General features: G+C 69.1%; 29 protein-coding genes and 1 tRNA gene. 14 read left to right on the top strand and 16 right to left on the bottom strand.

Going from position 1 to position 26,447, the window contains the following annotated elements:
* Positions 1–9 precede the first annotated feature (9 nt).
* Genes AC0L6F_RS01575 through AC0L6F_RS01555 form a run of 5 tightly spaced genes read left to right on the top strand, consistent with a single transcriptional unit; the run spans position 10 to position 6,208 of the window.
* Positions 10–1,350 carry a type 2 periplasmic-binding domain-containing protein gene (locus tag AC0L6F_RS01575; RefSeq protein WP_274635620.1) on the top strand — a complete coding sequence of 447 codons (1,341 nt, stop codon included), beginning with the start codon at positions 10–12 and terminating at the stop codon, positions 1,348–1,350.
* 32 nt (positions 1,351–1,382) lie between these two features.
* Entirely contained in the window at positions 1,383–2,528 is a 1,146-nt protein-coding gene (locus tag AC0L6F_RS01570; protein WP_473538939.1) for a carbohydrate ABC transporter permease, read from the top strand.
* Positions 2,525–3,481: a carbohydrate ABC transporter permease gene (locus AC0L6F_RS01565; protein ID WP_473538938.1), complete on the top strand. Its 957-nt coding sequence runs from the start codon at positions 2,525–2,527 to the stop codon at positions 3,479–3,481. The genes AC0L6F_RS01570 and AC0L6F_RS01565 overlap by 4 nt, the downstream gene beginning before the upstream one ends.
* 29 nt (positions 3,482–3,510) lie before the next feature.
* Positions 3,511–5,481: a LacI family DNA-binding transcriptional regulator gene (locus AC0L6F_RS01560; RefSeq protein WP_473538937.1), complete on the top strand. Its 1,971-nt coding sequence runs from the start codon at positions 3,511–3,513 to the stop codon at positions 5,479–5,481.
* 10 nt (positions 5,482–5,491) lie between these two features.
* A complete protein-coding gene (locus AC0L6F_RS01555) occupies positions 5,492–6,208 on the top strand; it encodes an SOS response-associated peptidase (protein ID WP_473538936.1) in 717 nt (238 codons plus the stop codon).
* A 12-nt stretch (positions 6,209–6,220) separates the two neighbouring features.
* Here AC0L6F_RS01555 and AC0L6F_RS01550 read toward each other — a convergent pair whose 3' ends face one another.
* Together AC0L6F_RS01550 and AC0L6F_RS01545 are read right to left on the bottom strand one after the other, a co-directional pair.
* Positions 6,221–6,688, bottom strand: coding sequence for an SRPBCC domain-containing protein (locus AC0L6F_RS01550; protein ID WP_274635625.1), 468 nt, complete (start codon positions 6,686–6,688; stop codon positions 6,221–6,223).
* 11 nt (positions 6,689–6,699) lie between these two features.
* Positions 6,700–7,020: an ArsR/SmtB family transcription factor gene (locus AC0L6F_RS01545; RefSeq protein ID WP_274635626.1), complete on the bottom strand. Its 321-nt coding sequence runs from the start codon at positions 7,018–7,020 to the stop codon at positions 6,700–6,702.
* A 78-nt stretch (positions 7,021–7,098) separates the two neighbouring features.
* Between AC0L6F_RS01545 and AC0L6F_RS01540 the strand changes: the two genes are divergently transcribed.
* The gene (locus AC0L6F_RS01540) at positions 7,099–7,965 is read left to right on the top strand and encodes a 3-methyladenine DNA glycosylase (RefSeq protein WP_274635627.1); all 867 of its coding nucleotides are present in this window, start codon (positions 7,099–7,101) and stop codon (positions 7,963–7,965) included.
* A gap of 28 nt (positions 7,966–7,993) precedes the next feature.
* Here AC0L6F_RS01540 and AC0L6F_RS01535 read toward each other — a convergent pair whose 3' ends face one another.
* Entirely contained in the window at positions 7,994–9,199 is a 1,206-nt protein-coding gene (locus AC0L6F_RS01535; RefSeq protein WP_473538935.1) for a glycoside hydrolase family 3 N-terminal domain-containing protein, read from the bottom strand.
* 97 nt (positions 9,200–9,296) lie between these two features.
* Between AC0L6F_RS01535 and AC0L6F_RS01530 the strand changes: the two genes are divergently transcribed.
* Entirely contained in the window at positions 9,297–9,929 is a 633-nt protein-coding gene (locus AC0L6F_RS01530) for a DUF805 domain-containing protein (protein WP_473538934.1), read from the top strand.
* A gap of 12 nt (positions 9,930–9,941) precedes the next feature.
* Here AC0L6F_RS01530 and AC0L6F_RS01525 read toward each other — a convergent pair whose 3' ends face one another.
* Complete coding sequence (locus tag AC0L6F_RS01525) at positions 9,942–11,615, bottom strand: acyl-CoA dehydrogenase family protein (RefSeq protein WP_473538933.1); 1,674 nt, start codon at positions 11,613–11,615, stop codon at positions 9,942–9,944.
* A gap of 9 nt (positions 11,616–11,624) precedes the next feature.
* Positions 11,625–12,773, bottom strand: coding sequence for a PQQ-dependent sugar dehydrogenase (locus AC0L6F_RS01520; RefSeq protein ID WP_473538932.1), 1,149 nt, complete (start codon positions 12,771–12,773; stop codon positions 11,625–11,627).
* 136 nt (positions 12,774–12,909) lie between these two features.
* Between AC0L6F_RS01520 and AC0L6F_RS01515 the strand changes: the two genes are divergently transcribed.
* On the top strand, positions 12,910–14,367 hold the full coding sequence (locus AC0L6F_RS01515; RefSeq protein ID WP_473538931.1) for a purine-cytosine permease family protein: 1,458 nt from the start codon (positions 12,910–12,912) through the stop codon (positions 14,365–14,367).
* Positions 14,364–14,918 (top strand): cysteine hydrolase family protein, encoded by a 555-nt coding sequence (locus AC0L6F_RS01510; protein ID WP_473538930.1) that lies wholly within the window; start codon positions 14,364–14,366, stop codon positions 14,916–14,918. The genes AC0L6F_RS01515 and AC0L6F_RS01510 overlap by 4 nt, the downstream gene beginning before the upstream one ends.
* 111 nt (positions 14,919–15,029) lie before the next feature.
* Here the strand turns inward: AC0L6F_RS01510 and AC0L6F_RS01505 are convergent, their stop codons facing one another.
* On the bottom strand, positions 15,030–15,584 hold the full coding sequence (locus AC0L6F_RS01505) for an RDD family protein (RefSeq protein WP_473538929.1): 555 nt from the start codon (positions 15,582–15,584) through the stop codon (positions 15,030–15,032).
* A gap of 150 nt (positions 15,585–15,734) precedes the next feature.
* Here AC0L6F_RS01505 and AC0L6F_RS01500 point away from each other — a divergent pair, with 150 nt between their 5' ends.
* On the top strand, positions 15,735–15,974 hold the full coding sequence (locus AC0L6F_RS01500; RefSeq protein ID WP_473538928.1) for a hypothetical protein: 240 nt from the start codon (positions 15,735–15,737) through the stop codon (positions 15,972–15,974).
* Entirely contained in the window at positions 15,974–16,567 is a 594-nt protein-coding gene (locus AC0L6F_RS01495; RefSeq protein WP_473538927.1) for a TetR/AcrR family transcriptional regulator, read from the top strand. Before AC0L6F_RS01500 ends, AC0L6F_RS01495 begins: the two co-directional genes overlap by 1 nt.
* On the opposite strand, the gene AC0L6F_RS01490 is transcribed toward AC0L6F_RS01495, so the two are convergent.
* Positions 16,559–17,188 carry a dihydrofolate reductase family protein gene (locus AC0L6F_RS01490; protein ID WP_473538926.1) on the bottom strand — a complete coding sequence of 210 codons (630 nt, stop codon included), beginning with the start codon at positions 17,186–17,188 and terminating at the stop codon, positions 16,559–16,561. The genes AC0L6F_RS01495 and AC0L6F_RS01490 overlap by 9 nt on opposite strands.
* 150 nt (positions 17,189–17,338) lie before the next feature.
* On the opposite strand from AC0L6F_RS01490, the gene AC0L6F_RS01485 reads away from it, so the two are divergent.
* Positions 17,339–18,277, top strand: coding sequence for a DUF1214 domain-containing protein (locus AC0L6F_RS01485; protein WP_473538925.1), 939 nt, complete (start codon positions 17,339–17,341; stop codon positions 18,275–18,277).
* Between the two features lie 104 nt (positions 18,278–18,381).
* Here the strand turns inward: AC0L6F_RS01485 and AC0L6F_RS01480 are convergent, their stop codons facing one another.
* Entirely contained in the window at positions 18,382–19,365 is a 984-nt protein-coding gene (locus AC0L6F_RS01480) for an alpha/beta hydrolase (RefSeq protein WP_473538924.1), read from the bottom strand.
* A gap of 330 nt (positions 19,366–19,695) precedes the next feature.
* On the opposite strand from AC0L6F_RS01480, the gene AC0L6F_RS01475 reads away from it, so the two are divergent.
* Entirely contained in the window at positions 19,696–20,637 is a 942-nt protein-coding gene (locus AC0L6F_RS01475; RefSeq protein WP_473538923.1) for an FUSC family protein, read from the top strand.
* A 239-nt stretch (positions 20,638–20,876) separates the two neighbouring features.
* Here AC0L6F_RS01475 and AC0L6F_RS01470 read toward each other — a convergent pair whose 3' ends face one another.
* Together AC0L6F_RS01470 and AC0L6F_RS01465 are read right to left on the bottom strand one after the other, a co-directional pair.
* Positions 20,877–21,266 (bottom strand): hypothetical protein, encoded by a 390-nt coding sequence (locus AC0L6F_RS01470; RefSeq protein WP_473538922.1) that lies wholly within the window; start codon positions 21,264–21,266, stop codon positions 20,877–20,879.
* A gap of 37 nt (positions 21,267–21,303) precedes the next feature.
* A complete protein-coding gene (locus tag AC0L6F_RS01465; protein WP_473538921.1) occupies positions 21,304–21,729 on the bottom strand; it encodes a hypothetical protein in 426 nt (141 codons plus the stop codon).
* Positions 21,730–21,787: 58 nt separating this feature from the next.
* Here AC0L6F_RS01465 and AC0L6F_RS01460 point away from each other — a divergent pair, with 58 nt between their 5' ends.
* The gene (locus tag AC0L6F_RS01460) at positions 21,788–22,348 is read left to right on the top strand and encodes a TetR family transcriptional regulator (RefSeq protein WP_274635649.1); all 561 of its coding nucleotides are present in this window, start codon (positions 21,788–21,790) and stop codon (positions 22,346–22,348) included.
* A 296-nt stretch (positions 22,349–22,644) separates the two neighbouring features.
* On the opposite strand, the gene AC0L6F_RS01455 is transcribed toward AC0L6F_RS01460, so the two are convergent.
* From AC0L6F_RS01455 to AC0L6F_RS01430, 6 genes are all read right to left on the bottom strand, one after another.
* Positions 22,645–22,720: transfer RNA gene (locus AC0L6F_RS01455), tRNA-Ala, on the bottom strand.
* Positions 22,721–22,795: 75 nt separating this feature from the next.
* Entirely contained in the window at positions 22,796–23,173 is a 378-nt protein-coding gene (rsfS, locus tag AC0L6F_RS01450; RefSeq protein ID WP_259611869.1) for a ribosome silencing factor, read from the bottom strand.
* Positions 23,170–24,264, bottom strand: coding sequence for a hypothetical protein (locus AC0L6F_RS01445; RefSeq protein ID WP_473538920.1), 1,095 nt, complete (start codon positions 24,262–24,264; stop codon positions 23,170–23,172). Before AC0L6F_RS01445 ends, rsfS begins: the two co-directional genes overlap by 4 nt.
* On the bottom strand, positions 24,261–24,857 hold the full coding sequence (gene nadD / locus AC0L6F_RS01440; RefSeq protein ID WP_259611866.1) for a nicotinate-nucleotide adenylyltransferase: 597 nt from the start codon (positions 24,855–24,857) through the stop codon (positions 24,261–24,263). The genes AC0L6F_RS01445 and nadD overlap by 4 nt, the downstream gene beginning before the upstream one ends.
* Positions 24,858–24,865: 8 nt before the next feature.
* Positions 24,866–25,090, bottom strand: a complete 225-nt coding sequence (locus tag AC0L6F_RS01435; protein WP_259611865.1) for a hypothetical protein — start codon at positions 25,088–25,090, stop codon at positions 24,866–24,868.
* Between the two features lie 90 nt (positions 25,091–25,180).
* Positions 25,181–26,440: a glutamate-5-semialdehyde dehydrogenase gene (locus AC0L6F_RS01430; protein WP_473538919.1), complete on the bottom strand. Its 1,260-nt coding sequence runs from the start codon at positions 26,438–26,440 to the stop codon at positions 25,181–25,183.
* Between the last annotated feature and the right edge of the window lie 7 nt (positions 26,441–26,447).

The following is a 26,447-nucleotide window of genomic DNA, read 5'->3' as shown; positions in this document are numbered from 1 at the left end:
GAGGTCATCATGCGCTCAGGAATGCGCCGCAAGGCACTCATCTCCGTCTCCCTCGCAGCAGTCGCCGGCGCCGCGCTGACCGGCTGTGCGGCCGGAGGCGGTGGCAGCGGGAACTCGGGGAACGCGAAGGGGTCCAGCACGGTCACGATCTACACGCCCGACACCGGCACCGAGGCGACCGAGCTCGAGGCATCCTGGGCCTCGTGGGCGAAGCAGCAGGGCATCACCGTCAAGTACACCGGTGACAAGGACTTCACGGCCAACATCGCCACCAAGATCCAGGCCAACGACCTGCCCGACATCGCGATGTTCCCGCAGCCGGGCCTGCTGGCCAGTGCGATCCAGACCGGCAAGGTGAAGCAGGTCGACGCGGCGACGGCGACCAACGTGAAGAACAACTTCTCCTCCGACTGGACCGGCTACGTCACCAGCGGCGGAAAGATCTACGGCACGCCGATGGACGCCTCGGTCAAGGGCTACATCTGGTACTCGCCGGCGCAGTTCAAGAAGTGGGGCGTGTCGGTGCCCACGACGTACGACGAGCTGCTCTCGCTCACCCAGACGATCCAGCAGAAGACCGGCAAGGCGCCGTGGTGCGCGGGGTTCAACTCGGGGACATCATCCGGATGGCCCGGCGCTGACCAGCTCGCCGAAGTGGTCCTCGCCGACGCCGGTCCCACCGTCTACGATCAGTGGGTCAAGGGCACGACGAAGTTCACCGACCCGCAGATCGATCAGTCGTTCACCCAGCTGGGCAAGATCCTGCTCGACCCGAAGTACGTCAACGCCGGGTTCGGCAACGTCAAGTCGATCAACTCCACCGCCTTTGCCGACGTCGCGACGCCTCTGGCCAACGGCACGTGCGCGCTGACCAACCAGGCCACCTTCCTGGAGGCCAGCTTCGCCACCGCCAAGACCGCGTCCGGCTCGACGCCGAAGGTCGGCCCGGACGGCGACATCTGGGCGTTCCCCCTGCCGGGCCCCACGGCCGGGCAGAATGCGGTGATCGGCGGCGGTGACTTCGCCGCGGCGTTCGACACCAACGCGGCCACGCAGAAGCTCATGGAGTATCTGTCCAGCGCCGACTGGGCGAACAGCCTGATCACCGTGAAGGACGCATCGTTCATCAGCCCGAACAAGGGGCTGGACGCCGCCAAGGAGCAGGACCCGCTGCTGAAGAGTGCGATCCAGACGCTGCAGAACCCCGCCACGACGTTCCGCTTCGGTGCGGACGACGCGATGCCCAATGTCGTGGAGACCGAGTTCTGGACCGGGATGGTCGACTGGATCAACGGCAAGTCCCAAGCCGACGTCGAGAAGGAGATCCAGGCGGCCTGGCCGACGAGTTGATGCCGGACTGACCGGACGGACCGGAGCGGGGCATGTCCGCGTTCTTCACGATGCTGGCGGGGCTGCCCTCGCTCGCGCAGATCCCGATCGTGATCGCAGTGTTCGCAGCCGCGATCGGGCTGATCCTGTTCTTCGTCGAGGTCGCCCCCCGCCCCGGCCGCGGCTACTCGATCATGCGGCTGGCCGTCGCGATCGGGGTGCCGGTCGTCCTCCTTCTGCTGTTCGGCGTCGCGGCGGGGGCCTTCTGGGTGCTGATCGTGGGCGCCGTGCTCGGCGGCGGCCTGTTCCTGCTCGACTACCGGGCGCGCAGCGGGCGCGGATACGTGCTGCAGCTTCTCGCGTTCCTGTCCCCCGCGATCGTGCTGCTGCTGATCGGGCTGGTGTTTCCTGCGCTGCAGACCCTCGTCAACGCGTTCCTCAGCAACGACGGGACCCACTTCGTCGGGTTGGACAACTTCACCTGGGTCTTCTCCGGCGGCAGCACCGGATTCATCGCGTTCGTGAACACGATCGTCTGGGTGGTGATCGCTCCGGTCCTGGCCACCGCCGTGGGCCTGGCCTACGCCGTGTTCGTGGATCGCAGCCGCGGCGAGAAGGTGCTGAAGGTGTTCATCTTCATGCCCGTCGCGATCTCACTGGTCGGGGCATCCATCATCTTCAAGTTCTTCTTCGACTACACCCAGGGCGCGCAGATCGGTCTGCTGAACCAGATCGTGGTGTGGTTCGGCGGCGAGCCGGTGCCCTGGCTGCAGAGCTACCCGGTCAACATGTTCCTGCTGATCATCATCCTGATCTGGACCCAGACCGGGTTCGCGATGGTGCTGCTCTCGTCGGCGATCAAGGGCGTTCCCAGCGACCAGATCGAGGCCGCCGAGCTGGACGGCACCAACGCCTGGCAGCGGTTCTGGAACGTCACCGTCCCCGGCATCCGGCCGACCATCATCGTCGTCTGGATCACGATCTCGATCACCTCGCTGAAGGTGTACGACATCATCGCGACCACCACCGGCGGCCAGAACGACACCACCGTGCTCGGCTACGAGATGGTCAAGCAGATCCGGATCCTGCCGCCGCAGTCGGGCCACTCCGCTGCGCTCGCGCTGCTGATCTTCGTGCTGGTCACGCCGTTCATCGTCTACAACGCGCGCAACGTCAGGAAGCAGAGGCAGCTCGGATGACGGCGACGCAGCAGGTCACAGTGCCCGCCCGCAGCAGGATGTCCGCGGACGGACGGCCCCTGCGCCGCACCCGGCGGCGGCTGACCAGTCCGTGGGCGACGGTCGCGGCGGTCATCCTCGCTGTGGTGTGGACAATCCCCACCTTCGGGCTGTTCGTCTCGTCGTTCCGCCCGCCGGCCGACATCACCACCAGCGGCTGGTGGACGGCATTCACCAATCCGCAGTTCACGCTCGAGAACTACATCGACACGCTGAACTTCAACGACACGATCACCGTCGGCGAATCGTTCATCAACTCGCTGACGATCTCGATCCCGGCCACGTTCTTCCCGATCGCGATCGCGCTGATGGCGGCGTACGCATTCGCGTGGGTCGACTTCCGAGGCAAGGACGCGCTGTTCATCGCCGTGTTCGCCCTGCAGGTCGTGCCTCTGCAGATGGCCCTGGTCCCGCTGCTGAGCCTCTATTCGAACGGCCTGACCCTGTTCGGCGTCCCGATCTTCTCCGGGCTGGATCTGAACGGGCTGTCCTCCAGCTTCGCGCAGGTGTGGATGTCGCACACGATGTTCGCGCTGCCGCTGGCGATCTTCATCCTGCACAACTCGGTCGCCGCGATCCCGACGGATGTGATCGAGGCGGCAAAGATGGACGGTGCCGGCCACGGCCAGATGTTCTTCCGCATCGTCCTGCCCCTGTCGATGCCGGCGATCGCCGCGTTCGCGATCTTCCAGTTCCTCTGGGTCTGGAACGATCTGCTCGTCGCCACGATCTTCGCCCCCGGGGCGAACGCGCCGATCACGAAGCTGCTGACCGACCTGTCCGGCACGTACGGGCAGCAGTGGTACCTGCTGTCGGCGGGTACGTTCCTCGGTATCATCGTTCCGCTGATCGTGTTCTTCGCGCTCCAGCGGTTCTTCGTCCGCGGGCTGCTCGCCGGCGCGACCAAGGGCTGAGACCCTTCCCGGATTGGTGCACCGCGCTCATGGCAGGAATCAAGGACGTGGCCGATGCCGCCGGGGTCTCCACCGCCACGGTCTCGCGCGCCCTGCGGGGGCTGCCCCAGGTGTCCGAGCAGACCCGGTCCAGGATCGTCCGCCTCGCCGATGAGCTGGGCTATGTTCCCTCGTCGTCGGCTGCCGGTCTGCGCAGCGGCCGCACGATGGCGATCTCGGTCGTCGTGCCCGCGGTCGACGGCTGGTTCCCGGCAGCCGTGATCGAGGGGGTCGACACCGAACTGCGCGCTGCCGGCTACGACATGGTCCTGTTCCTCCTGGGCGGAGGGCCGGGCGAGCGGGAACGACTGTTCCACGGCTCGGCGCTCCGTCGCCGCGGCGACGCGCTGCTGGCGCTGAGCATCGACTTGACCGAGGACGAGCGGGAGCAGCTGACGCAGATCGAGCTGCCGTCGGTGGTGGTGGGCGGCCGGATCCATGGGCTGCGACACGTCGGCATCGACGAGGCGGATGCGGCACAGCAGGCGATCGGGCATCTCCTCGATCACGGCCACCGCGACATCCTGCTCATCGACGGCGGCGAGGAGGAGCACGGGCGGAACAGCGGCGTCTCCCGTGATCGGCGCCGCGGGTATGAGCGGGCGCTCCGCGCGGCGGGGATCGAGGAGGATGCCACCCGCTCGATCGACGGCGGGTTCTCCATGACCGCGACACGGCGCCGGGTGGGCGCGTTCCTGGACGCCGGCGCCGACGCGCCGACGGCGGTCGTCGCCGCTTCCGATGAGATGGCGATCGGCGCGATGCTCGCCCTGGGCGACCACGGGCTCGCCGTGCCGGCGGACGTGTCGGTGATCGGGATCGACGATCACCCGCTGGCGGCGTCCTTCGGTCTGACGACCGTGGCACAGCATCCGTTCGCGCAGGGCACGGCGGCCGCACGCCTGCTGCTGGACGAGCTGGCGGGCCGGGCATCGCGACGGCGCGCCGTGAAGATGCCGGTCGAGCTGATCGTCCGCAGCAGCACCGCGCCCCCGGCACACTCCTCGCGCCCTCGTCGGCGAGGCGATCGCCCGGCGCTGCCCGGACGACCGGCTGCCGGGCCCCTGCCCGTGGCATCATTCTCTGCCGGCGGATCGGTTCCGCCGTTCGCCGTGATCGTGCCCACTCTCGAGCGGTGGTTCTACAGCCGGGTGGTCGAAGGCATCGAGAAGGCGCTGTTGGAGGCCGGTCGCGAGATGACCCTCTGGGTGGCGCGCACACGCGGGGACCGGGAACTCGCGTTCGGCGGGCTCGTCGCCCAGGGCCCGTTCGAGGGCCTGATCGCCGTGGGGATGCAGCCCGGGGTCGACGCCGTCGCCGGGCTGCGCGGTCTCGGACCGATGCTCGCGGTCGGCAGCGCGGAGGGGCTGCTGCCCTCCGTCTCGATCGACCAGGTGGCTGCCGGTCGGTTCGCCACCGAGCACCTGCTGAGTCTGGGCCACACCGATATCGCCCATCTGGCCGGGACCGGCGCCGGAGCGGTCTCGCAGAGTGTGCGAGGGATGCGGCGGCGCGGCTTCGAGCAGGCGATGACGGCGGCGGGGCTGGACCCGACCGCGCGGGTGCGCGAGGGGCGCCTGAGCATGCCCGGCGGCTACGAGCTCGGACGGGATCTGTTCGGCGACCCGGACACACGCCCCACCGCGGTGTTCGCGGGCTCCGACGAGATGGCGTTCGGCGCGCTCGTGGCCGCCCGGGAGTTCGGCATCGCGGTGCCGCATGAACTATCGGTGATCGGCATCGACGATCACGAGGCAGCCGGGATGTTCGCACTGACCACGCTGTCGCAGCGTCCCGCCGAACAGGGGCGCCGTGCGGCGGACCTCCTGCTCAGCCTGTCCGACGCCGAAGACGCGCTCCTGCCCGCCACGACGGTCTTCCCGTTCCGTCTCGTCGTCCGTTCGAGCACCACGGCACCCCCGCGGTACGACCGCCGCCCCGGTGTCCCCGGCCGCACGTAGGCTGATGCGCATGTGCGGACGATTCGTGGTGGCAAACGTCGGGTCCGAGCTGGTGGGCGTGCTGCGCGTCGACGTCGAAGGCGACCAGCTGCCGGCGCCGAGCTTCAACATCGCGCCGACCGACAGCGCCGCGATCGTGCTCGACTCGAGCAAGACCGAACCACCCACGCGACGGCTCGAATCGGCACGCTGGGGGCTGGTCCCGGCATGGGCGAAGGACCTGTCGATCGGCGCGCGTGCGTTCAACGCCCGGGCCGAAGAGGTCGAGGACAAGCCGATGTTCCGCAACGCCCTCATCAAGCACCGCGCCGTGGTCCCGGCATCCGGCTATTACGAGTGGAAGACCGTCGACGGCGCGAAGACCCCGCACTACATCCACCCGGCCGACGACGGGCCGATGTTCTTCGCGGGCCTGTACGAGTGGTGGAAGAACCCGGCCCTCGCCGACGACGACCCGGCTCGCTGGGTGCTCAGCTTCACGATCCTGACCCGCGACTCGATCGGACGTCTGGGCTCCATCCACGATCGGATGCCGCTGTTCCTCGACCCCGATTTCGCCGATGCGTGGCTCGATCCGACGACCGAGAACGTCGGCGACATCCTCGACGCCGCCATCGATGCGGCGCCCGACGTGGCAGAGACGCTCGCCGATCACACCGTCGGCAGGGCCGTCGGCAACGTGCGCAACAACGGCCCCGAGCTGATCGAGCCGGTCGACGACGAGTGAGACGGTGCCGGGTCAGGCCGCCGGGTCCGGAGCGAAGAGCGGCTCTCCGGTCTCGAGCACCGTCTTGAGCCCGTCGATGACGGTCAGCCAGCCGATGCCGCCGACGCTTCGGGCGGTCTTCGGCGAGTTCTCGAGCCGATCGTGGACGGCGGTGAGCAGGCACACACCGCTCCCCTGCTCCTCGATCGTCCAGGTGACCCGGCTGCGCGGTTCGGCGGCCATCTCGTCGTCGTAGAGCGAACGCCACGGCACAACCAGCCTGTGCGGTGGGTCGGCCTCCTCGATGATCTCGTCGCCCCACAGCGTGGTGCCGTCGGGAGCGTAGTACCGGAACGGGGTGCCGGTCTCACCCGTCGTCTCGACGAGAGCGCCGTGGAAGTACCGGCTCGTGAACTCCGGCGTGGTGATGGCGTCCCAGATCTGCTGGGCACTGGCCCGGATCAAGACCTGGTACACCTGGGTGGTCGTGCCTGTGGGCATGCCTGTGATGGTCATTGCTCGCCCTCCAACTTCTTCTTGAGTTCGGTGAGGGCGCTGACGCGCCGCTCGGTGTACTTGTTGATCCACCGGTCGTGGATCAATCGGATGGGCACCGGATTGAGAAAGTGCAGCCGTTGCCGTCCGACCTTGCGGGAGGTGACCAGCCCGGCGTCCTGAAGCACCTTGAGGTGCTTCATCACACCGAAGCGCGTCATCTCCACGTCCGTGTCCAGTTCGCCGAGTGCACGGCCATCGCGCTCGAAGAGCTGGTCCAGCAGGTGGCGGCGGGTCGAGTCGGCCAGAGCCTTGAAGACCGGGTCGTCGTCATCCATCTCTGAATGTTAGGTGACCAATTAGTCACCTGTCAAGCAGTGCGGCGGAAGTCGGCGGCGCACGCCTACCCTGGAGGGATGACGCTCCTGGCCCCTCCTCCGACGGTGCTGCGCGGCACCGAGTGGCGTGCCCGGGAAGCCGCGCACCGCGCCCGCGCCGACGCCCTCACCGCCGGGCACCGCGAGCGCGCGGCGCGGGGGCTGAAGCATCCCGTCGAGGACTTCCTGTTCACGTACTACTCGTACAAGCCGGCGGTGCTGCGTACGTGGCACCCCGGGGCCGGCGTCGAACTGGAGGACGCACAGGAGCGGGCACACAAGCGCTGGTACACCGCCGGGTCGAAGCCCGGCAGCGCGTGCGTGGACGCGACCTCGTTCCGGCAGGAGAAGGCGCCGCTGATCGACGCGATCACCCGCATCCTGCGCGCCACCGTCGATCGCCCCGCGCGGTTCGGCTGCTTCGGCCTGCACGAGTGGGCGATGGTGTACCGGCAGCGCGAGCACCGGCATCCGATTCCGCTGCGGCTCGGACAGGGCGAGACCGACGCGGTGGTCGAGGCGCACGACCTGAAATGCACCCACTTCGACGCGTTCCGGTTCTTCACGCCGGATGCCGCACCCCGCAATGCCGTTCCGCTCTCGCGCGACGGCCAGGCCGGCAGCGAGCAGCCGGGCTGCCTGCACGCGAACATGGACCTGTACAAGTGGTCCGTGAAGCTCGGGCCGCTGGCGCCCGGCGACCTGCTGCTGGATGCCTTCGAGCTCGCCCGCGACATCCGCTCTCTGGACATGCAGGCCTCGCCGTACGAGCTGCGCGAATGGGTCGGCGAGCCGGTGCCGATCGAGACCGCCGATGGCAAAGCCGAGTACGTCCGCCGCCAGCGCGGCTTCGCCGACCGCGCGAACACGCTCCGGCACCGCCTGCTGGACTGCATCGCCGTCTGATCATGCACGCCTGATCATGCACGTCTGATCAGTCGACCGGCGCACAGTCCGGACAGGGAACCATCCCTCGTCCGTCGCCGGCGGTCTGCAGCCGCAACCGCATGACGCGCTCGGCGGCCTGCTCCAGCCGGTCGGGCGGCAGCGTGCCGTCCCCCACCGCCGCGACGATGCCGTCCGTGATGCGGTCCGCCGACGTGGGGGTGGTGAACATCACCGAGAGCACCATGTCGTTGCCCGCCGCGATGGCGGCTACGGCGTTGGCCACCGGGTCGCGGTAGGCTGCCACCCCGGAGGCCTGCAGCATCCCCAGATCGTCCGTGATCGCCACCCCGTCGAACCCGAGCTCGCTGCGTGCGATCTCGTGCCAGTGTGCGGACAGGGATGCCGGTGCCCGGTCCACCGCGGTGTAGGCGAGGTGTCCGAACATCAGCAGCGGCGCCCCGGCGTCGATCCCGGACCGGAAGGGCACGGCGTCCGTCTTCTCCCAGTCGGCCTTCGAGATCGCGGTGGCCGGGATCATCACGTGCGAATTGCCCTCGACGGCGCCGTGTCCGGGAAAGTGCTTCAGGGTGGTCAGCGCCTGGTCGCCCTCACCGCGCACGGCCGCGGCCGCATGGGCGGCGGCGTCGTTCGGCGAGGTGCCCAGCACCCGGTCGAAGATGAACGAGCGCCGGTCGGCGGTGACGTCCGCGATCACGCCGAAGTTCACCCCGATCCCCGCGCGCTGCACCAGCGCACCGCGGCCGGCGAACGCCGCCTCCACCTCGGCGTCAGAGGCGCCCTGCAGTCCCTCGCCCGCCCGGAAGTGGTCCCAGGGCAGCCGGGTGACGTCGCCGCCCTCCTCATCGACCGCGATCAGCGGCGGGATGTCGGCGTCGATCGTCAGGGCGGAGGTCAGCGCGCGCAGCCGCGGCTCGTCCGCCGGGATGTTGGGGCCCATCAGGATGAACCCGCCGACGTGGGTGGAGGACATGTAGTCCGTGAGCGTGCCGGGATCGGTGGTCGGGATGTGGCCCATGATCACCGATGCGGCCTTCTCGCGCAGCGACATGGCCTGCACCCGGTCGAAGGCGGCCGCGTCGGTCTCATCCGCGGTCGCGGCCCGGACAGTGACCGAGGCGGCAGCCGACGCGGGCGCGGTGGGTGCGGGCGTCACCGCGTGCGCGGGAACGGATGCCGCGGCCAGCGCCAGCATCGTCGTTCCGCACAGCAGGGGGATTCGCGCACGCCTCACGCCGACAGCTTAGGACGGCCCGGCGCGCGCACGGCTGTGGGCAGGACGCCCCGACGCGATACGGTGAAGACACCCGCGCGAATGAGGAGACGACGCCGTGAGCACGAGCACCCCGCAGCCGCCCGCAGGCTGGTACCCCGACCCGAGCGGCTCCGGCGGTGAGCGCTGGTGGAACGGGACCGCGTGGTCGACCGAGACCCGGGCAGTGGCCGCACCCCCGGCACCGCCGGCGATGTCCGTGGCTCCGGCGGGCCCCGCGCAGTACCCGGCCGGCGGCACACCATACGGCAGCTACGCTCCCCCGCCCGTCGGGGTCTGGCGCTCACACGCCGACGACCGCCCCCTGGTCACCGGGATGGGCGGCGCGCTGCGCACGGTCTTCGCCAAGTACGCCACCTTCGACGGCCGGGCGACGCGCCCCGAGTTCTGGTGGTGGACGCTGTTCAACGCGATCATCGTCGCCGCCTTCTACCTGCTGGTGATCGTCCTCAGCATCGGCACCGCGTTCGCCGGGTACAGCCGCTACCCCATGGGCCCGACGGCGTTCCTCGGCCTGATCTGGGTCGTCCTGGTGCTCTGGGGCGTCGCCGTCATCGTCCCCAACCTCGCCGTCACCGTCCGCCGCCTGCGCGACGCCGGATTCCACTGGGGATTCATCTTCCTCGCGCTGGTCCCGTTCGGCGGCATCGCCGTCCTCGTGATGTGCGCGCAGCCCAGCCGCTACCCCTGACCCGGGTCCGGCTCAGTGCCGCGCGACGATGGCCGCGGCATCCGTCCCGCGCGGCAGCGTGCCGTACTGCCAGGACCGATCTTCTCCCAGTCGGGCCCCGATGAACGCCTCCGCATCGGCTGTCGGCGCGAACCGCGCCATCACGCTGGCCTGAAGCGCCAGCGCCAGGGCCTCGGACAGGCGCCGCGCCTGCGCCTGCGCCGCGTCGACGTCGGCGCCGCCGACCTCGTGCAGCAGCGCCAGGGTGCGCCGGGTGTGGGCGTCCAGCAGCCGATGGGCGCCGTTCGCGGCCTCGAGCTCGTCGCGCAGCGCGGCCGCCGAGTCGGGGTCGCGCGACAGCGCCCGCAGCACATCCAATGCGATGACGTTGCCGGAACCCTCCCAGATCGCCATCACCGGCTGCTCCCGGTAGCGGCGGCCGAGCGGGAAGGATTCGATGTAGCCGTTGCCGCCGAGGCACTCCATCGCCTCGTAGGCGTGCTGCGGCCCCCGCTTGCACACCCAGTACTTCGTCACCGGGGTCGCCAGGCGGCGGAAGGCGAGGTCGGTGTCGGTGGCGTCCGCCTCGAACGCCTGCGCGAGGCGGAGGCCGACGAGCATGGCGGCCTCGGACTCGAGGGCGAGGTCGGCCAGCACGGCGGTCATCGCGGGCTGCTCCACCAGGAGTCGGCCGAACGCCCGCCGCTGCCGGGCGTGCCAGACGGCCTCGGCGACGCTCTGGCGCATTCCGGCCGCGGTGCCCAGCACGCAGTCCAGCCGGGTGCGCTGCACCATCTCGATGATGGTGCGAACGCCGCGGCCCGGCTCGCCCAGCAGGATCCCCACGGTGCCGTCGAACTCGATCTCGGCCGACGCGTTCGAGCGGTTGCCCACCTTGTCCTTCAGCCGCTCGATCCGGAACACGTTGCGCTCGCCGTGCGGCAGCACACGCGGGACGAACAGGCACGACAGCCCCTCCTCCTGCGCGCCCCTTCGCGTCTGCGCCAGGACGAGGAACGCGTCGGACATCGGCGCGGAGCAGAACCATTTGTGCCCGGTGAGCTGGTAGCTGTGACCGCTGGTGTGCACGCCGGAGGTCCGGTTCGCACGGACGTCGGAGCCGCCCTGCTTCTCGGTCATCGCCATCCCCACCAGGGCGCTGGGCTTGTCCGGGGCCGGCAGCAGATGACGGTCGTAGGTGCGGGCGTACAGCCGCGGCATCCATTCGTCCGCCACCCACGGCGATTCGCGGATGGATGCCACGGCGGCGTGCGTCATCGAGATCGGGCACGCGTGCCCCGGCTCGACCTGCGCGAACAGCATGAACGCGGCCGCCCGGGCGACGGCCGCGCCCGGGCGCGGGTCGGCCCACGCCGAGGTGTGCGTGCCGTGGGCCACCGCCGCGCCGATGATCCGGTGGTAGGACTCGTCGTATTCGACCTCGTCCAGCCGGAAGCCCCAGCGGTCGAAGGTGTGGGCGACGGGCGGATGCTGGTGCGCGAGCTGGGCGTCGCGCTGGAAGGCGCGCTCCCCGACGAGACGGCCCGCCTCGTGCAGCTCGGCGTCGGCCCAGCTTCCGCCGAATGCGGCCACCGCCTCGCGCAGCGGCGCGTTCACCTCGTACTCGTCCAGATCGACCCGCCACTCCGGCTGGTTCTCGACCATATGCGTGCCACCGGGCTGCCTGCCGCGTCCGAGCGTCGTCATGTCGCCACGCTACCCCGCGGCCTCCTGCCGCACCGCGACCCGCAGCAGGTGGTCGTCGCCGGCACGCGGGCTGCCGCGGCCGTCGGTGTTGTTGGTGAGCACCCACAGGCTCTGGTCCGGTGCCACCACGACGTCCCGCAGGCGCCCGTGCCCCGACAGCAGTGCGACCGGTTCGCCGATCATCGTGTCGCCGGAGGTGCGCACCTGCCACAGGCGCTCGCCGCGCAGGCAGGCGAGGTAGAGCGTGTCGCCGAGGGCGGCCAGGCCGCTGGGGCTGGCCTGGCTGGTCGGCCACTGGGCGATCGGATCGCGGAACCGGTCGTCGCCGGCGATGCCCTCGACCACCGGCCAGCCGTAGTTCCCGCCGGGGACGATCACATTCAGCTCGTCCCACGTGTTCTGCCCGAATTCGCTGGCCCACATCGTCCCATCCGCCGTCCAGGCGATGCCCTGGACGTTCCGATGGCCGTAGCTGTACACATCGTTGCCGAACGGGTTGCCCGGTGCCGGGTCGCCGGTGGGCGTGATGCGCAGGATCTTGCCGTTGCGGCTGCCCGTATCCTGCGCGTCGTTGGATTCGCCGGCGTCGCCGGTGGTGACGTACAGGTCTCCGTCCGGACCGAACGCGAGTCGGCCGCCGTTGTGGAAGGACGCCTTGCGGATGCCGCTCAGCACGGTCTCGGGCGCGCCCAGCCGATACGAGCCGGCATCGCCGACCATCGGCATCCGCACCACGCGGTTGTCGTGCGCGGCGGCGTGGTAGGCGTACAGCCACGTCCCGTCGCCGGTCCACGGCGCGATGCCGTTCAGGCCGCCCTCGCCGGAGGCGACCACGCCGGGCACGGTGCCGACCTCGCGGGTCCGTCCGGCGGCGGTCAGCTCGAGGATGCGGCCGTCGCCCCGCTGCGAGATCAACGCCCCGCCATCTGCGAGGGGGACGACCGACCAGGGTGCGTCCAGGTGCTCGGCCAGGGTCGTCGGTGCGGCCAGGGTCTGCACCGCTGATCCGGACGAGGTCGACCCGGTCGGGGCGGGGCGGGACGCCGTGGGTGCGGATGCCGTGGGCTGGACGGTCGGCGCACAGCCCATCAGCGCGACCGTCAGCATCGCCGCCAGCGCGACGGTTCCTCCTGTCGCTCCGGCGCGTCTCGCGCTCATGGCCCCTCCTCGGTTTTCCCAGCGTGCTCCGTCGTCGCTGCGGATGCAACCACGCCGGATGCGACCGCTGTGGGCTGCGCGGTGCCAGGATGGGGACATCCGATCGCCCTGACGGCCGCGCCACCGAGGAGGCCCCGTGTCCGCTCCGACCGACGAGTCCCTGCCCGCTTCGACCCTGATCGAGCGCACGGGGATCGAGATCATCCCCGAGTCGCAGCGAACGGCCAAGCCGCGCGACCTGTTCTGGCCCTGGTTCGCCGCGAACGTCTCGGTGTTCGGCATGTCGTACGGGTCGTTCGTGCTCGGCTTCGGGATCTCGTTCTGGCAGGCCACCCTCGTCTCGGTGATCGGGATCGTCGTCTCGTTCTTCCTCTGCGGGCTGATCGCGATCGCCGGCAAGCGGGGCTCGGCGCCGACGATGGTGCTGTCGCGCTCGGCGTTCGGCGTGCACGGGCAGAAGGTCCCCGGCATCGTGTCGTGGCTCACCTCGATCGGGTGGGAGACGTTCCTGGCGATCATGGCGGTGCTGGCCACCGCCACGATCATCACCCAGCTCGGCGGCGACGGCGGGGTGGCGGTCAAGCTGATCGCGCTCGTCGTGGTCGCCGCGCTGATCGTGACGGCATCCGTCCTCGGCTACCACACGATCATGAAGCTGCAGTCGGTGCTCACCTGGATCACCGGCCTCGTCACGATCCTGTACATCATCCTGGCGATCCCGCACATCGACCTGGGCGCCGTGATGGCCCTTCCGAACGGCAGCATCGGCCAGGTCATCGGCGCGCTGGTCATGGTGATGACCGGCTTCGGGCTGGGGTGGATCAACATCGCCGCCGACTGGTCGCGCTATCAGAAGCGCACGGCGTCGGACGGCGCCATCATCGGGTGGAACACGTTCGGCGGGTCGATCGCCCCGGTGATCCTCGTGGTGTTCGGCCTGCTGCTGGGCGGATCGGATGCCGATCTGGCCACCGCGATCGGCAACGACCCGATCGGTGCGCTCGCGCAGATCCTCCCGGTCTGGGTGCTCGTCCCCTTCCTGATCACCGCGATCCTGGCGCTGGTCTCGGGGGCGGTGCTGGGCATCTACTCGTCCGGCCTGACCCTGCTGAGCCTGGGCATCCGCATCCCCCGCCCCTCGGCGGCGGCCATCGACGGCGTGATCCTGACTCTGGGCACCATCTGGGTGGTGTTCTTCGCGCAGGGCTTCCTCGGCCCGTTCCAGAGCTTCCTGATCACGCTCGGCGTGCCGCTCGCGTCGTGGGCGGGCATCCTGATCGCCGACATCCTGCGTCGTCGCAAGGACTATGACGAGGAGGCGCTGTTCGATCCGAAGGGTCGCTACGGTTCGTGGAACTGGACCGCGATCATCACGATGGTCGTGGCATCCGTCATCGGCTGGGGCTTCGTGGTGAACAACTTCGCCGACGAGGCCGCCTGGAACAACTGGCAGGGCTACTTCCTGTTCCTGATCGGCGGGCGCGGCGGCGACTGGGCCTACGCCAACCTCGGCGTCTTCTTCGCGCTGGTGCTCTCGTTCCTGGTCACCTGGTTCGCCTCGGCGCGTCGGATCCGGGCACAGGAGGCCGTATGACCGCGGATGCCGCCTGGCTCGTGGTGATCGATCCACAGGAGATCTTCGCCTCGACGCAATCGCCCTGGGGCTCGCCGTTCTTCCCGGCCGCGATGGAGCGCATTCGGCAGCTGGCCGCCGCGCACGGCGATCGGGTGATCGTCACCCGCTGGGTGCCCACGGCAGATCGGGCGACGAGCTGGGGCGCGTACTTCGCGGCGTGGCCGTTCGCCGACCAGGCCGAAAGCGACCCGCTCTATGCGCTGGTGCCGGCCGCGCGCTCGCTCACGGCACGCCCGACGGTGGACCGGCCGACCTTCGGCAAGTGGGGTCCCGAGCTGACCGCCATCACCGGTCCGGCGCCGCGGCTCGTCCTGTGCGGGGTCTCGACCGACTGCTGTGTGATCTCCACCGCGCTGGCGGCGGCGGATGCCGGCGCCTTCGTCACCGTCGTCACCGACGCCTGCGCCGGCTCGACCGCCGAGAACCACGATGCGGCCGTGCACGTGATGGGACTGTATCCGCCGCAGATCACACTGACCGAGACGGCCGCACTGCTGACGGGCGGCTGACGGCCGGGGCCGACATCCCACGACACGGTCACCCCGCGCCGGGACCGACTGCGAGGTCGTACCCGGCGAGTAGGGCAGAACTCCGCGCTCGAAGCGCGGAGGCCCGTCGCGTCATCGTCGCGACCGTGGTGAGGTCCTTCGTCCCGATGCCGCTGCGATGACCTTCGTGGCGCAGATCCGGTCGTAGGGTGTCCGCCCGCTGCCGAGGAACAGCGAGACGATGTAGGCGATCGGCAGGACATACGCGGCCGCCGTCAGCACTGCGATGGGCGCGGGCACGGAGTCGGATGCGCTCGACGCGGAGAGTCCGATCACTGCGGCGTGTCCGAGCGTCCATGGGAGCGCGATCTTGAGCGCGGTGCGCCCGAGGGCACGAGGGAATCGGACGGGTGCGTCGCCTCCCGCACGGACCACGACGAGCCCCATGGCTCGCTTTCCGAGGGAGGCGTGTCCAGCGGTGGACTCCAACGCCGCCAGGGCGATCGTGACCGGGACGACCATCACGGCTCCCGCGATGACGTTCAACGCGAGCGGGGACACCGGCCCGATCGCGCCGGTCAGGTACAGCGGAATCCCCACCGCTGCCGTCACCGCCACCCAGGCGAGGATGCACACCCAGTCGATCAGCAGGGCCAGAAGCCGTGCCCACGGGTGCCGCACGCTCACCGGCTCCCCCGGGACCGGCCCACCGGCTCGCCACGCCCGCCGCTTGCTGTGAGATCGCCCGAAAAGAGCGATACACCGTATCGCTCTCGTGGTACCGTAGGTCGTCGCATGCGATACACCGTATCGTACGACCCTCGGCAAGGGAACATCATGGCTGTCGCTTCAACCGGGCGCGCGGACGACACGCGCCTCACGCCCACCCTGATCAAGCTGGCCATCGCGGTCATCGTCGGCACCTTCGCGGTTCAGATGGATGCCACGATGGTCAACGTCGCCCTGGAATCGATGCGCTCCGCGTTCGACGCGTCCGTGTCTGCCGTCTTGTTCCTTCGTGCTGGCACCACTCGCGGAGCACGGGCGCCCATACCCCTTGACGAGCGCACCGATTGATGGCCGGGAAGATGGTGGATACGCTGTATCGTGAGGCCATGACGTCCGATCACAGCGTGGAGCGGGCACCGCTCAGCCTCGAATCCATCGTCGCTGCGTCCGTGCACATCGCCGACCACGACGGGTTGGAATCCGTGTCCATCCGCAGCGTCGCCGCAGCGCTGCGCGCCCGCCCGATGAGCCTCTATTCCTTCATCACGAGCAAAGACGATCTCATCTCCCGGATGCTCGACAACGTCATGAGTGAAATCGTCCTCGAGGACATTCCGGACAACTGGCGAGAGGCGTTGTTCGCGATCGCACGGCGAACGATTCAGATCGGCACGAGACATCCCTGGATCGTCGCGGCGAGCCTGCAGTCGGACACGCCCGGCCCCAACATGCTCACGCACACGAACCAAACCCTCGCCGTGCTGTCGGGCGCGGGCGTGGAGGGCCGACGGGCAGAGACCCTCGCCACCGCCATCGACGTCTATGTCATCGGATTCGCGACCCTCTGGAAGAACGGATCGGATGCGCCCGCCGACGACCGTCTGTTCACCGACGGACTGAACTGGCTCCTCGACGGCTTCGAACACCAGCGGTCACGCTGACGGCCCGGCCGACGACGCGGCAGCCCGACGGTAGCGGATGTGGGTGGCCAGCGGCGAATGCAGCACCTCGACGGGCTCGAAGCCGAACGAGGTGAGGCCGTCGAAGATGCGCTCACCGGAGCCGAGCAGGACGGGGGCGATGTCGAGCGTCAGCTCGTCCACGACACCGGCGGCGAGCGCCTGGCGCACGGTGGAGGCGCCACCCGCGATGTCCACACCGTCGTCGCCCGCCGCCTCCTGCGCGCGCGCATAGGCGGCATCGAAGCCGTCGGTGACGAAGAAGAAGGTCGTTCCGCCGTCCATCTCGATCGGATCGTGCGCATGATGCGTGAGGACGAAGACCGGTGCGTGGTAGGGCGGCTCCAGCCCCCACCAGCCGCGCCAGTCCTCGTCCCACTCCCCGCGGATCGGGCCGAACATGTTGCGGCCCATCACGTACGCGCCCCGCGGGCGCATCAGCCATCCGCCCGCTCTGTCATCCGCCTCGTTGGCGCGCTCGTCGCCGAGATGCCAGCGGTGCAGTTCCTGTCCACGCCGGCCGAGCGGATGCTCGCGGCTCTGGCTCGGACCGGCGACGAACCCGTCGAGCGAGATGGACATATGGCAGGTGGTGTCCGGCATTCTGACCCTCTGATCTGCGGCGCGATGAGATGACAGCTCTCGGTCCGCTGCGTGCGCGGCCGGCTCGTTCATGATGGCGTCCGACCTGTCTGCAGGTCAACCGCGGCCGCTGTTCTCGCGTTCCGGTCGGCGGCCTGCCATGATCAGCGTGTGGTCATCCTCGTGAACACCGACAACTTCCCTCGCGCCGAGACGGATCGGATGTTTCACGACCTGCAGCAGAGTGCAGGCGGCGTGAACGTGTTCCTGCACAACCGAGCGCCCGCCGCGATCGACGATCAGGCCGTGATCCGGCTCAACAGGGACACGCTCTACAGCTTCGCCGTCGTCGACGTGAGCTCCGGCGCGAAGCTCACCCTTCCCGAACACGATGACCGCTATCTGTCGGCGATGGTCGTCAACCAGGACCACTACGTCCGGGCGATCTTCCACGAACCGGGCGCCTACGACCTCACGACGGACGAACTCGGCAGCGACCACGTCGTCGTCGCGGTGCGTACCCTCGTGGATCCCGCCGATCCGGCTGACGTCACCGCGGTTGCGGCGATCCAGGATGAGATCGGGCTGACGGGCGAATCCGCCGCGGCCTTCGAGTATCCCGACTATGACAAGACATCCCTGGATGAGACGAGGGACGCGCTGCTCGCGCTGGCTCGCAACCTCACCGGCTTCGACCACATGTTCGGGACCGAAGAGGAGGTCGAGCCGGTACGGCATCTCATCGGCACCGCCGCCGGCTGGGGTGGGCTTCCCACCTCGGAGGCCTGCTACGTCGGTGTCGACCCCCGCCTTCCCCTCGGACGCTACGAGCTCACCGTCGGCGATGTCCCGGTGGACGGCTTCTGGTCCATCTCGGTCTACAACGCTCAGGGATTCTTCGAGGCCAATCCCCGCGACGCCTACACCGTCAACAGCGTGACCGGGGCCAAGGACGCCGACGGCTCCACGACAGTGCGGTTCGGCGACTATCCGCCGGACGTCCCCAACGTCATCCCCATCACCGACGGATGGAACTACCTCGTGCGCCTGTACCGGCCGCGCCCGGAGATCCTCGACGGCACCTGGTCATTCCCCCGCATCGCGGGTTAGAGGACCCTCGACGGCCAGGGCGGCCGGCGGCAACCGGAGCTGCGAGATCGGAGCGCCAACGGGACCGGCAAATCCGCGAACAGCCGGTCGCAGTCACCCCACGGTCAGTCGCTGTGCGCCTCGATGAAGGCGACGGTGCGCTCGAGAGCGGTGCGAGCTTGCGGCAGGCTCGACGAGAACTGGTACTCGTGCTTCAGGCCACCATCCTTCCAGAACAGCACGTCGGTCACGACGCCTCGAGAGTGCAGCGCACGGGCGAGCTCCTTCGACTGGGACTGGAACGGATCCGCGTCGCCGACCGTCAGGAACGTCGGCGGATACGCCGCGCTGGCCTGCACCGTCGTCGACAGCTGAGCGATGAAGGGCGCGCGCTCCCAGTCGTCGTACCCGGTGTACGAGGACATGTAGCGCTGCAGGTGCGGGAAGCGGGTGGCTGCGACGGTGCTCATGTCGAACAGACCGCAGTAGAGGATGACTCCCCGCAGGCTCGCGCTGTCGAGCGACGGCTGCAGCGCGAGGACGCCGGCGAACACGGGGTTCGTGACGACGACGGCCAGTTCACTCGCGATCTGCGCACCGGCGGAGTCGCCGCCGACGAAGACGCGCTGCGGGTCGCCACCATACTCGGCGATGTGGTCACGGATGAACCCGAGGGCGGCATTCGCCTGCCGAACGGGAACCGGATGCCGCGACTCGGGCGCAAGCGAATAGTCGAGGCTCGCCACGATGTAGCCCTGGCCGGCGAGCCGGCGAGTGAACGGCGCGAGTCTCGCCGCCGACCCGGAGACGTACCCCCCGCCGTGGATCCACAGCACCACCGGCTTGGGCGAATTCTCGCGCTCCCCGAAGATCAGCAGGTGTGCGTCGGACGCATCCGGAGTCGGGATCGTGACGGTCGGCCACTCGGTGACGGCATCGGCAACGGCCGCGTCGGCCTGCGGGGCACCGACGGCGACCTGTGCCACGGGGGGCTCCGGCTGCACTGACACGTGATACCAGCCCGCCGTCACGGTGGCGACCGCGACGAGTGACGCGGCGACGCGGATCAATCGCCGCTGCCACAGGCTCGGGCGCCCGGGCTCTCGCATGCCGTTCGTGATCGTTCTCCCCAGATTCGTCGCCGTATCGGGTACACGCGCGACAGAGGCGCGCCGCACTCGCGCGCGGCGCCTGCTCAGCGTAATCCAGGACGACGGCGATGAACAGCCGCGGCTCCGCAACCTGGTCTGGCCGTGCGTGTGCCGTGTCGATGACGATGGCACCAGGCTGCCTGTCGGCCATGGCACGGTCTTCTGCGATCGACGTTGCGATTCCTTCTCTACGCTTGAGGTGTGGCGAGTTCCGGGGGGCGTGTGTGGACGGGGGTGTTTCGGATCGTCCCTTCCCGCGGCGATCACCGGGTTGCATTGCGAGCGGCCGTGAGCGTCGGCGTGCCCTTACTGATTCTGTGGGCGGTCGGGCGGCTCGACCTCAGCATCTATGCGAGCTTCGGAGCGTTCGCCGCTCTGTACGGCCGCAACGACGGTTTCGCGGACCGCGTGCGCATGCAGGCAAGCGCCGGTGGTGTTCTGCTCGGCGCGATGCTCGCGGGCACCGGGCTCTCCGTGGTCGGGGCACCGGCACTGGTGTCGGTGGTCGCGGTGTCCGCAGTCGCGTCACTGATCACCCTGGTCGCCTATGCGATGCGGTGGCATCCGCCCGGATCGCTTTTCGTGGTGTTCGCGACCGGCGCGACGGCCAGCATCCCCGCATCCGCCATGAGTCTCCTCAACGTCATCATCGTCGGAGGAGCGAGTGTCATGTTCGCACTGCTGGTGACCGTCGTCGCCGCCGCGCGCTCCATACCGACGGCGACACCGGGCATATCGCCCCGGCGGGTGGGAAACATCGCGTGGGAGATGGCGGTCACCGTTGGGGCGGCCGCGATGCTCGCGGGTGTGATCGGGTTCGCGCTGCTGGACTCCCACTGGTACTGGGCAATGGTCGGTGCAGTGGCGGCGGTCAGTGGCGCTCGTGTGAATGCACGACTGATCCGCGGACTGCAACGCCTTGTCGGAACGCTGCTGGGAGTACTGGTCGCTGCCGGCATCCTCGCTCTGCACCTTCCGCCCGTGGCCGTCATCGCCGTCGCCGTCGTGTGTCAGGTCGGCGCAGAGATGTTCGTCGGACGCAACTACGGCATCGCGATGATCTTCGTCACGCCACTCGCGCTGCTCATGGTGGAACTCGCGGTCCCGACGCCCGCGGACGTGCTACTTCGCGACCGGGCGCTCGAGACCGTGATCGGCGTTGCCGCGGGTACGCTGATCGCCGTCATCTCTGCCACACTCCGGAAGACTGACCAGTCGTCTGCGGCCTAGACGATCTGCCCACCAGGTGAGTGCAACAGCGTCTGTGCGGTGCAGGTGATCTCTACCGGCTCAGTAGCTCCGATGGGCACGAACCTGACGATGCGTTCGCTGTGCTCCGCGGCAAGCGCATCCGATCGAATCTCATGGGAGATGGCTCAGCTCGATCAGAACTTCGACTTGTGGGGCGGGAGGTCAATATTCAACGACGAAGAGGCGTCAATCTTCGACCGACGTTGACACCTGGTCCCTCAGTTCACGGTGACGGCGTTCTTCTTCGCCCGGCTGCGATTGCGGAGGGTGACGATCAGCACGATAATCGCCACTCCGATCGTCATGATCCCAAGGTTGACGAGGCCGTAGGCCCAGAACTCTCCTTCATCGAACCTCAGCGGGAAGCCTGTGGGGGCGGGCCCGAAAGCGCCTTGTTCAGTGGCTCCGCCGAAACCGCCTTCTCCTGCCATCCAAGCCAGGAGCACGGCGAGCGTCTGGAACGTGAAGAAGATCGCCTCGATCACGAGATAGAGCAGCGTCGCGATCAGCCGTGCCCGGACGAAGAGTCCGATGAGAACGACCAGTGCGGGGGTGACCAAGAGGTTCATGAGTATCTCCAATCTGATGCGGTAGGTGGGGTTTTCCATAGCTGGTGTCCCGACGTTGACCGTGCCGAGACCACCGCTACGCGAGCGTTGCCAGGATGCAGACGGTGAGCATGGTGAACCATCCGAGGGCTCCGATGATCGCGTGGAGCGCGGGAATAGGGCGTCTGAATCCGAGTACGTCTTTCGCTACCGCACCGTAACTGCCGGCCTTGGCGATGCGGTGCCGCGCGCGGTAGCTCGCGAACATGAGGAGGTCGCCGAAGACCTGACCTGCCGTGATGACGGCAAACGCGGCCCAGGCGATCCACGGCTGCATCGTTACGAGGAAGACGATCCAGAGCACGATGCTCATGCCCTGCAACGTGACGTGGGCTGTGACCTTCTTCGTGGGGAAGTCCGCAGTGCGGTGACGCAGCCAGGCCGCGAGGGATGCCACGCCGAGGATGGCCGTGGTCGCGAGGAAGACGAGTACGAGTCCTGCCAGGAGCGCGATGGGTGACATGAACCCATGATACTACGGTCATAGTGCCTCGTCACTGCGGTCATAGTAGAGTAGTTCCATGACGAGTCATCGAGACCGCGCGATCGCCGCAGCGATCGAGCTGCTGGCCAGCGGCGGCATCCGCGCGCTGACCCATCTGCGCGTGGACGAACGCGCCGGGTTCCCGCGGGGGTCCACCTCGAACGTCTTCCGCACGCGTGAAGCGCTCCTGCTCGGTGTCTGCGAGTACATGGTCGCGAGCGAACTGCCCGAGATCGCCACCGGCTTCGCAGCGAGCACCCCCGATGAGTTCGCCGAGTCACTGACGGCGCTCTTCCGCTACCTGGTCGGCCCGTCTCGCACGATGACGACCGCGCGGCTCGCGCTGATCGTCGAAGGGGGCCATGACGCGGCAGTGCGGTCCGCGCTCGCTGCGGGCAGGGTCGGCATCGAGCGCTCGATCCTGCCCGCCCTCGTGGCACTCGGCGCGCCGGATCCGCTGCTCGGCGTGCAGTTGATCGCGACCTGCTTCGAGGGCCTGTTCCTGCATGTGATCGGGCGGCACGCGCACATCGACGCGGAGGCGGTCATCGCGGCTACGGTGCGCACCATCTTCGCCCCCGTCGACACCGCGCGCTGACGCCCCGGGCATGTCCGGGAGCGCCGTACGTCGACAGGCGGTAGATCGACGCCCGGCTCTGATGAAGTGGTCACCAATGCTTCCGGCGACGCCGACCGGTGACTCACGAACCAAGCGCTCTATACTCGCCTCGACATCACCGACGACGAGCAACCCAGGCTCGCCGAGCCGTTCGCCACCATTGTCCGCGAAGCCGAAGCAGATGACGACAGCGAGGGAGCGGCACGCAAGCTCGGAAACGTCAAACGGGAACCCGTCACATCTTTCCGATGTCGCGCGTTCCCGAAAGATACGTTTGGTGGACCTGAGGGGACTCGAACCCCTGACCCCCTGCATGCCATGCAGGTGCGCTACCAGCTGCGCCACAGGCCCAGATTTCGGCTCCGAACGCTCCGGAGCAACCCGATCAGATTACTACATCCGGCAGACGGAGAGAAATCGACCCGGTCACTCCGCGCGGGCGGGCTCGGCCTGCTCGATCGGCACCGTGGGGCAGTCCTTCCAGAGCCGCTCCAGTCCGTAGTACACCCGCTCCTGCTCGTGGAAGACGTGCACGACGAGGTCGCCGAAGTCGATGAGCACCCATCGTGCCTCGTGCCGGCCCTCGCGCCGCAGGCGCTTGTGACCGGCCTCCAGCAGCTGGTCCTCCACGGCATCCGCAATCGCCGCGACATTGCGCTCGCTGCGACCTGAGACCACCAGGAAGATGTCGACCAGCGGCAGCGGCTCGGACACATCCAGCGCGACCAGGTCCTCGCCGCCGGTGTCCTGCGCGGCGCGTGCGGCGATGGCCAGCATCTCTCGCGCCTGATCGGTCGCGGTCACGAGATGACCCCCGACGCCAGCGCGTACACGAGCACTCCCACCAGAGCCAGGGCGAGCACCCCGGCCGTGATCGCCAGTGTCAGCATCAGCCTGCCGCTCTTCTCCGGCGTGGGCGGCTGGATGATGTCCTGGCTCGTCTTGATCGTGCTGACCGCGGCGCTGGCCGCGATCGGTGTGGGCGAGGAGTGCGCGGGCAGCTCGCCGTCGACCAGCACGGCGTCGATCTCGCGGCCGTCGGCGGTCCCGAGCGCGTGGCCGGTCGAGCCGAGGCCCTCGGGCAGCGCGAATGTGCCGGTGACCAGCACCTCGCCGGTCCCGCCGATCGGTCCGACGAGCGGGGCGGCCGACGCGTGCGACATGATCAGCGCGCTGGGCGCGGACACGGACCCGGTGGTGTCGACATCCCGGCCCAGCAGCTGTTCGAACGACGACGCCGACTCGGCCTTGTCGGCCTTGCCGGCCAGCAGCCCGGCCCCGAACATCGGATTCAGAACCGCCCGCTCCTCGGCGATGGGCTCAGGCGCCTGCTCTGCCGCCGCCGCGGGCGACTCGTCCGGCCGGACATCCTCGTCGGGCTCGGCGTTCAGCTCGCGCAGCAGCGCGTCGGTCGCGGCATCCGTCGCCGGCGCCGCGTCCTCGACAGGTGCAGCCTGTCCGGCGACCTCCGGCTCGGCGGCGCGGTCTTTCGCCTCGGGCGCCGTCTTCTCGTCCGGCGTCGCCGGCGACGGGTCGATCACGGTGATGGCGCTCGGCACCGATGCCGCCGAGGCGGACACATCAGGCGTGATGACCGGCACGGATGCCGTGCGGATGCGCTCCTGCTGGCGCGCCTGGCGCCGGGTCAGCGGCGAGGCGCCGAGGTCGACGGCGGCATCCGGGACGGGCGCCGTGTGCACGTCGACCGGAACGGCGGCACGCGGCAGAGGCGCCGGTGCGACCGGTGTCTCCGGCGTCGCGGCTGGGGCCGACTGCGGCTCGGCCGCCTCGGGGTCGCCGTTGGGTACGACCACCGGGGTCGCGCCGGTGTTCCGCAGCTCACGCAGCTGCTTTCGAGTCAGCGGCGGGGTGCTCGGCTGATCGGGTGTGCTCATGCCTTGCTCCGATAAAGATGATACTTCGCAATGTACTGGACGACCCCGTCGGGCACGAGGTACCACACGGGATGGCCCTCGCGCACGCGCTCTCGACAGTCCGTCGATGAGATCGCCAACGCGGGGATCTCCAATTGGCTCACGCCGCTGCTCGGGAGGCCGTCCGTGTTCAGGACATGTCCAGGCCTCGAGACCGCGACGAAATGGGCGAGATCCCACAACTCATCATGGTCCCTCCAACTGAGAATTTGCGCTACGGCGTCGGCGCCCGAGATGAAGAACAGCTCGGCACCGGGGCGCTGCGTCTGCAGCTCCCGCAGGGTGTCGATCGTGTACGTCGGACCGCTGCGGTCGATGTCGACCCGGCTCACGGTGAACTGCGGGTTGGATGCCGTGGCGATCACGGTCATCAGGTACCGGTGCTCGCTCGGGCTGACCTCGTGCTTCTGCCAGGGGCGGCCGGTGGGCACGAACACGACCTCGTCCAGCCCGAACGACTCGGCGACCTCGGATGCCGCGACCAGGTGTCCGTTGTGGATCGGGTCGAAAGTGCCGCCCATCACCCCGATGCGGAGCGCTCGCGTCGCCGACATGCGTGGGCCTAGTGGCCGTGTCCTGTCTGCTGCAGGTCTGCCGCGTGCTCCTCGGCGTAGGCCGCCGCCTTGTGCGCGTGCCGGTTGGACACGTTCTTGTACGACAGGGTGACCAGGCCGAGGAAGGCGAACACCACGAGCGCCACGATCGGGTACCAGACGGTCTCGAGCATGACGTTGCCGGAATGCTCGGCCTCTTCGGCAGCGAGGGCGATCAACGAGGCGAAGGTCATCGGGACTCCGTTCACGGGGTGGGCAGCATCCACACGGTCAGCAGGGTGCACAGCCACGGCGGCGCGCGCACCGCACCCCAGTCTAGGCGCTCAGCCGCGGACCTGCCCGGCACCGCGCGCGAGCCACTTGGTGCTGGTCAGCTCCGCCAGTCCCATCGGCCCGCGGGCATGCAGCTTCTGCGTCGAGATGCCGACCTCGGCGCCGAACCCGAACTCGCCGCCGTCGGTGAACCGGGTCGAGGCGTTCGCCATCACCACCGCCGAATCGATCTCGGCGAGGAAGCGCTCGGCGTTCGCGTCGTCCATGGTGATGATCGACTCGGTGTGGTGTGTCGAGTACCGGCGGATGTGCGCGAGCGCGGCATCCAGATCGTCGACCACCCGCATCGACAGGTCCAGGCTCAGATGCTCCTGCGCCCAGTCGGCCTCATCGGCCGGCACGACATCCGATGCGAGGGCCGCGACGTCCGCGTCGCCGTGCACCGTGACACCGGATTCCTGCAGCGCGGTCACGACCGGGCCGACCAGTCGCGGTGCGGCGGCCCGATGCACGAGCACCGTCTCGACGGCGTTGCACACGCTCGGCCGCTGCACCTTGGCGTTCACGACGATGTCGCGCGCCCAGTCCAGCGGTGCGGTCTCGTCCAGGACGATGTGCACGACGCCGGCCCCGGTCTCGATCACCGGGACGGATGACTCGGTCACGACCGTCTCGATCAGCTCCGCGCTGCCGCGGGGCACCAGCACGTCCACGATCCCACGCGCCTGCATCAGCTCGCGCGCCCCGTCCCGCCCGAAGTCGTCGACGGTCTGCACGGCCTCGGAATCCACCCCTGCGGCATCCAGCGCGTCGCGGATGGTCGCCACGAGTGCCGCGTTCGTGCGCAGCGCCGCGGTGCCGCCGCGGAGGACCACCGCGTTGCCCGAGCGCAGCGCGAGCGCGGCGATGTCGACCGTCACGTTCGGCCGCGCTTCGTAGATCGCACCGACCACCCCGAACGGCACCGACACCTTCTGCAGCCGGACTCCGCCCGGCAGCGTCCGCTCGTCCAGCACGCGACCGACCGGATCCGGGAGCACGGCGACCTCGCGCACGGCCGCCGCCAGCGCGGCGACCCGAGCCGCGTCCAGCCGCAGGCGGTCCTGGAGTGCATCGGAGAGGCCGCCGGCCGCACCGGCGGCGAGATCCTCGCGGTTGGCGGCCACGATCTGGTCCGCCGCCGCCTCGACGGCGTCCGCCACGGCCAGCAGCGCATCCCGCTTCCCAGCGTCATCCAGCAGCCCCACCGAGCGGGACGCGGCCTGGGCGCGCAGCATCCGCTCGCGGGCGGTGGCAGCAGGCGGGGTCATCGGCTCA

This window comes from Microbacterium sp. G2-16M, assembly GCF_055809115.1.
This window is presented reverse-complemented; position numbering and strand designations above follow the sequence as displayed.

What these genes read in the sequence shown, in the direction of transcription:
- AC0L6F_RS01570 (WP_473538939.1), top strand. Translation starts at nt 1,383, where the DNA reads ATGTCCGCGTTCTTCACGATGCTGGCGGGGCTGCCCTCGCTCGCGCAG.
- AC0L6F_RS01525 (WP_473538933.1), bottom strand. Translation starts at nt 11,615, where the DNA reads ATGACGACGCTCGGACGCGGCAGGCAGCCCGGTGGCACGCATATGGTC.
- AC0L6F_RS01555 (WP_473538936.1), top strand. Translation starts at nt 5,492, where the DNA reads ATGTGCGGACGATTCGTGGTGGCAAACGTCGGGTCCGAGCTGGTGGGC.
- AC0L6F_RS01460 (WP_274635649.1), top strand. Translation starts at nt 21,788, where the DNA reads ATGACGAGTCATCGAGACCGCGCGATCGCCGCAGCGATCGAGCTGCTG.
- AC0L6F_RS01540 (WP_274635627.1), top strand. Translation starts at nt 7,099, where the DNA reads ATGACGCTCCTGGCCCCTCCTCCGACGGTGCTGCGCGGCACCGAGTGG.
- AC0L6F_RS01575 (WP_274635620.1), top strand. Translation starts at nt 10, where the DNA reads ATGCGCTCAGGAATGCGCCGCAAGGCACTCATCTCCGTCTCCCTCGCA.
- AC0L6F_RS01445 (WP_473538920.1), bottom strand. Translation starts at nt 24,264, where the DNA reads ATGAGCACACCCGATCAGCCGAGCACCCCGCCGCTGACTCGAAAGCAG.
- AC0L6F_RS01520 (WP_473538932.1), bottom strand. Translation starts at nt 12,773, where the DNA reads ATGAGCGCGAGACGCGCCGGAGCGACAGGAGGAACCGTCGCGCTGGCG.
- AC0L6F_RS01470 (WP_473538922.1), bottom strand. Translation starts at nt 21,266, where the DNA reads ATGGAAAACCCCACCTACCGCATCAGATTGGAGATACTCATGAACCTC.
- AC0L6F_RS01430 (WP_473538919.1), bottom strand. Translation starts at nt 26,440, where the DNA reads ATGACCCCGCCTGCTGCCACCGCCCGCGAGCGGATGCTGCGCGCCCAG.
- AC0L6F_RS01545 (WP_274635626.1), bottom strand. Translation starts at nt 7,020, where the DNA reads ATGGATGACGACGACCCGGTCTTCAAGGCTCTGGCCGACTCGACCCGC.
- AC0L6F_RS01510 (WP_473538930.1), top strand. Translation starts at nt 14,364, where the DNA reads ATGACCGCGGATGCCGCCTGGCTCGTGGTGATCGATCCACAGGAGATC.
- AC0L6F_RS01490 (WP_473538926.1), bottom strand. Translation starts at nt 17,188, where the DNA reads ATGCCGGACACCACCTGCCATATGTCCATCTCGCTCGACGGGTTCGTC.
- AC0L6F_RS01500 (WP_473538928.1), top strand. Translation starts at nt 15,735, where the DNA reads ATGGCTGTCGCTTCAACCGGGCGCGCGGACGACACGCGCCTCACGCCC.
- AC0L6F_RS01435 (WP_259611865.1), bottom strand. Translation starts at nt 25,090, where the DNA reads ATGACCTTCGCCTCGTTGATCGCCCTCGCTGCCGAAGAGGCCGAGCAT.
- AC0L6F_RS01480 (WP_473538924.1), bottom strand. Translation starts at nt 19,365, where the DNA reads ATGCGAGAGCCCGGGCGCCCGAGCCTGTGGCAGCGGCGATTGATCCGC.
- nadD (WP_259611866.1), bottom strand. Translation starts at nt 24,857, where the DNA reads ATGTCGGCGACGCGAGCGCTCCGCATCGGGGTGATGGGCGGCACTTTC.
- AC0L6F_RS01560 (WP_473538937.1), top strand. Translation starts at nt 3,511, where the DNA reads ATGGCAGGAATCAAGGACGTGGCCGATGCCGCCGGGGTCTCCACCGCC.
- AC0L6F_RS01495 (WP_473538927.1), top strand. Translation starts at nt 15,974, where the DNA reads ATGGCCGGGAAGATGGTGGATACGCTGTATCGTGAGGCCATGACGTCC.
- AC0L6F_RS01465 (WP_473538921.1), bottom strand. Translation starts at nt 21,729, where the DNA reads ATGTCACCCATCGCGCTCCTGGCAGGACTCGTACTCGTCTTCCTCGCG.
- AC0L6F_RS01565 (WP_473538938.1), top strand. Translation starts at nt 2,525, where the DNA reads ATGACGGCGACGCAGCAGGTCACAGTGCCCGCCCGCAGCAGGATGTCC.
- AC0L6F_RS01550 (WP_274635625.1), bottom strand. Translation starts at nt 6,688, where the DNA reads ATGCCCACAGGCACGACCACCCAGGTGTACCAGGTCTTGATCCGGGCC.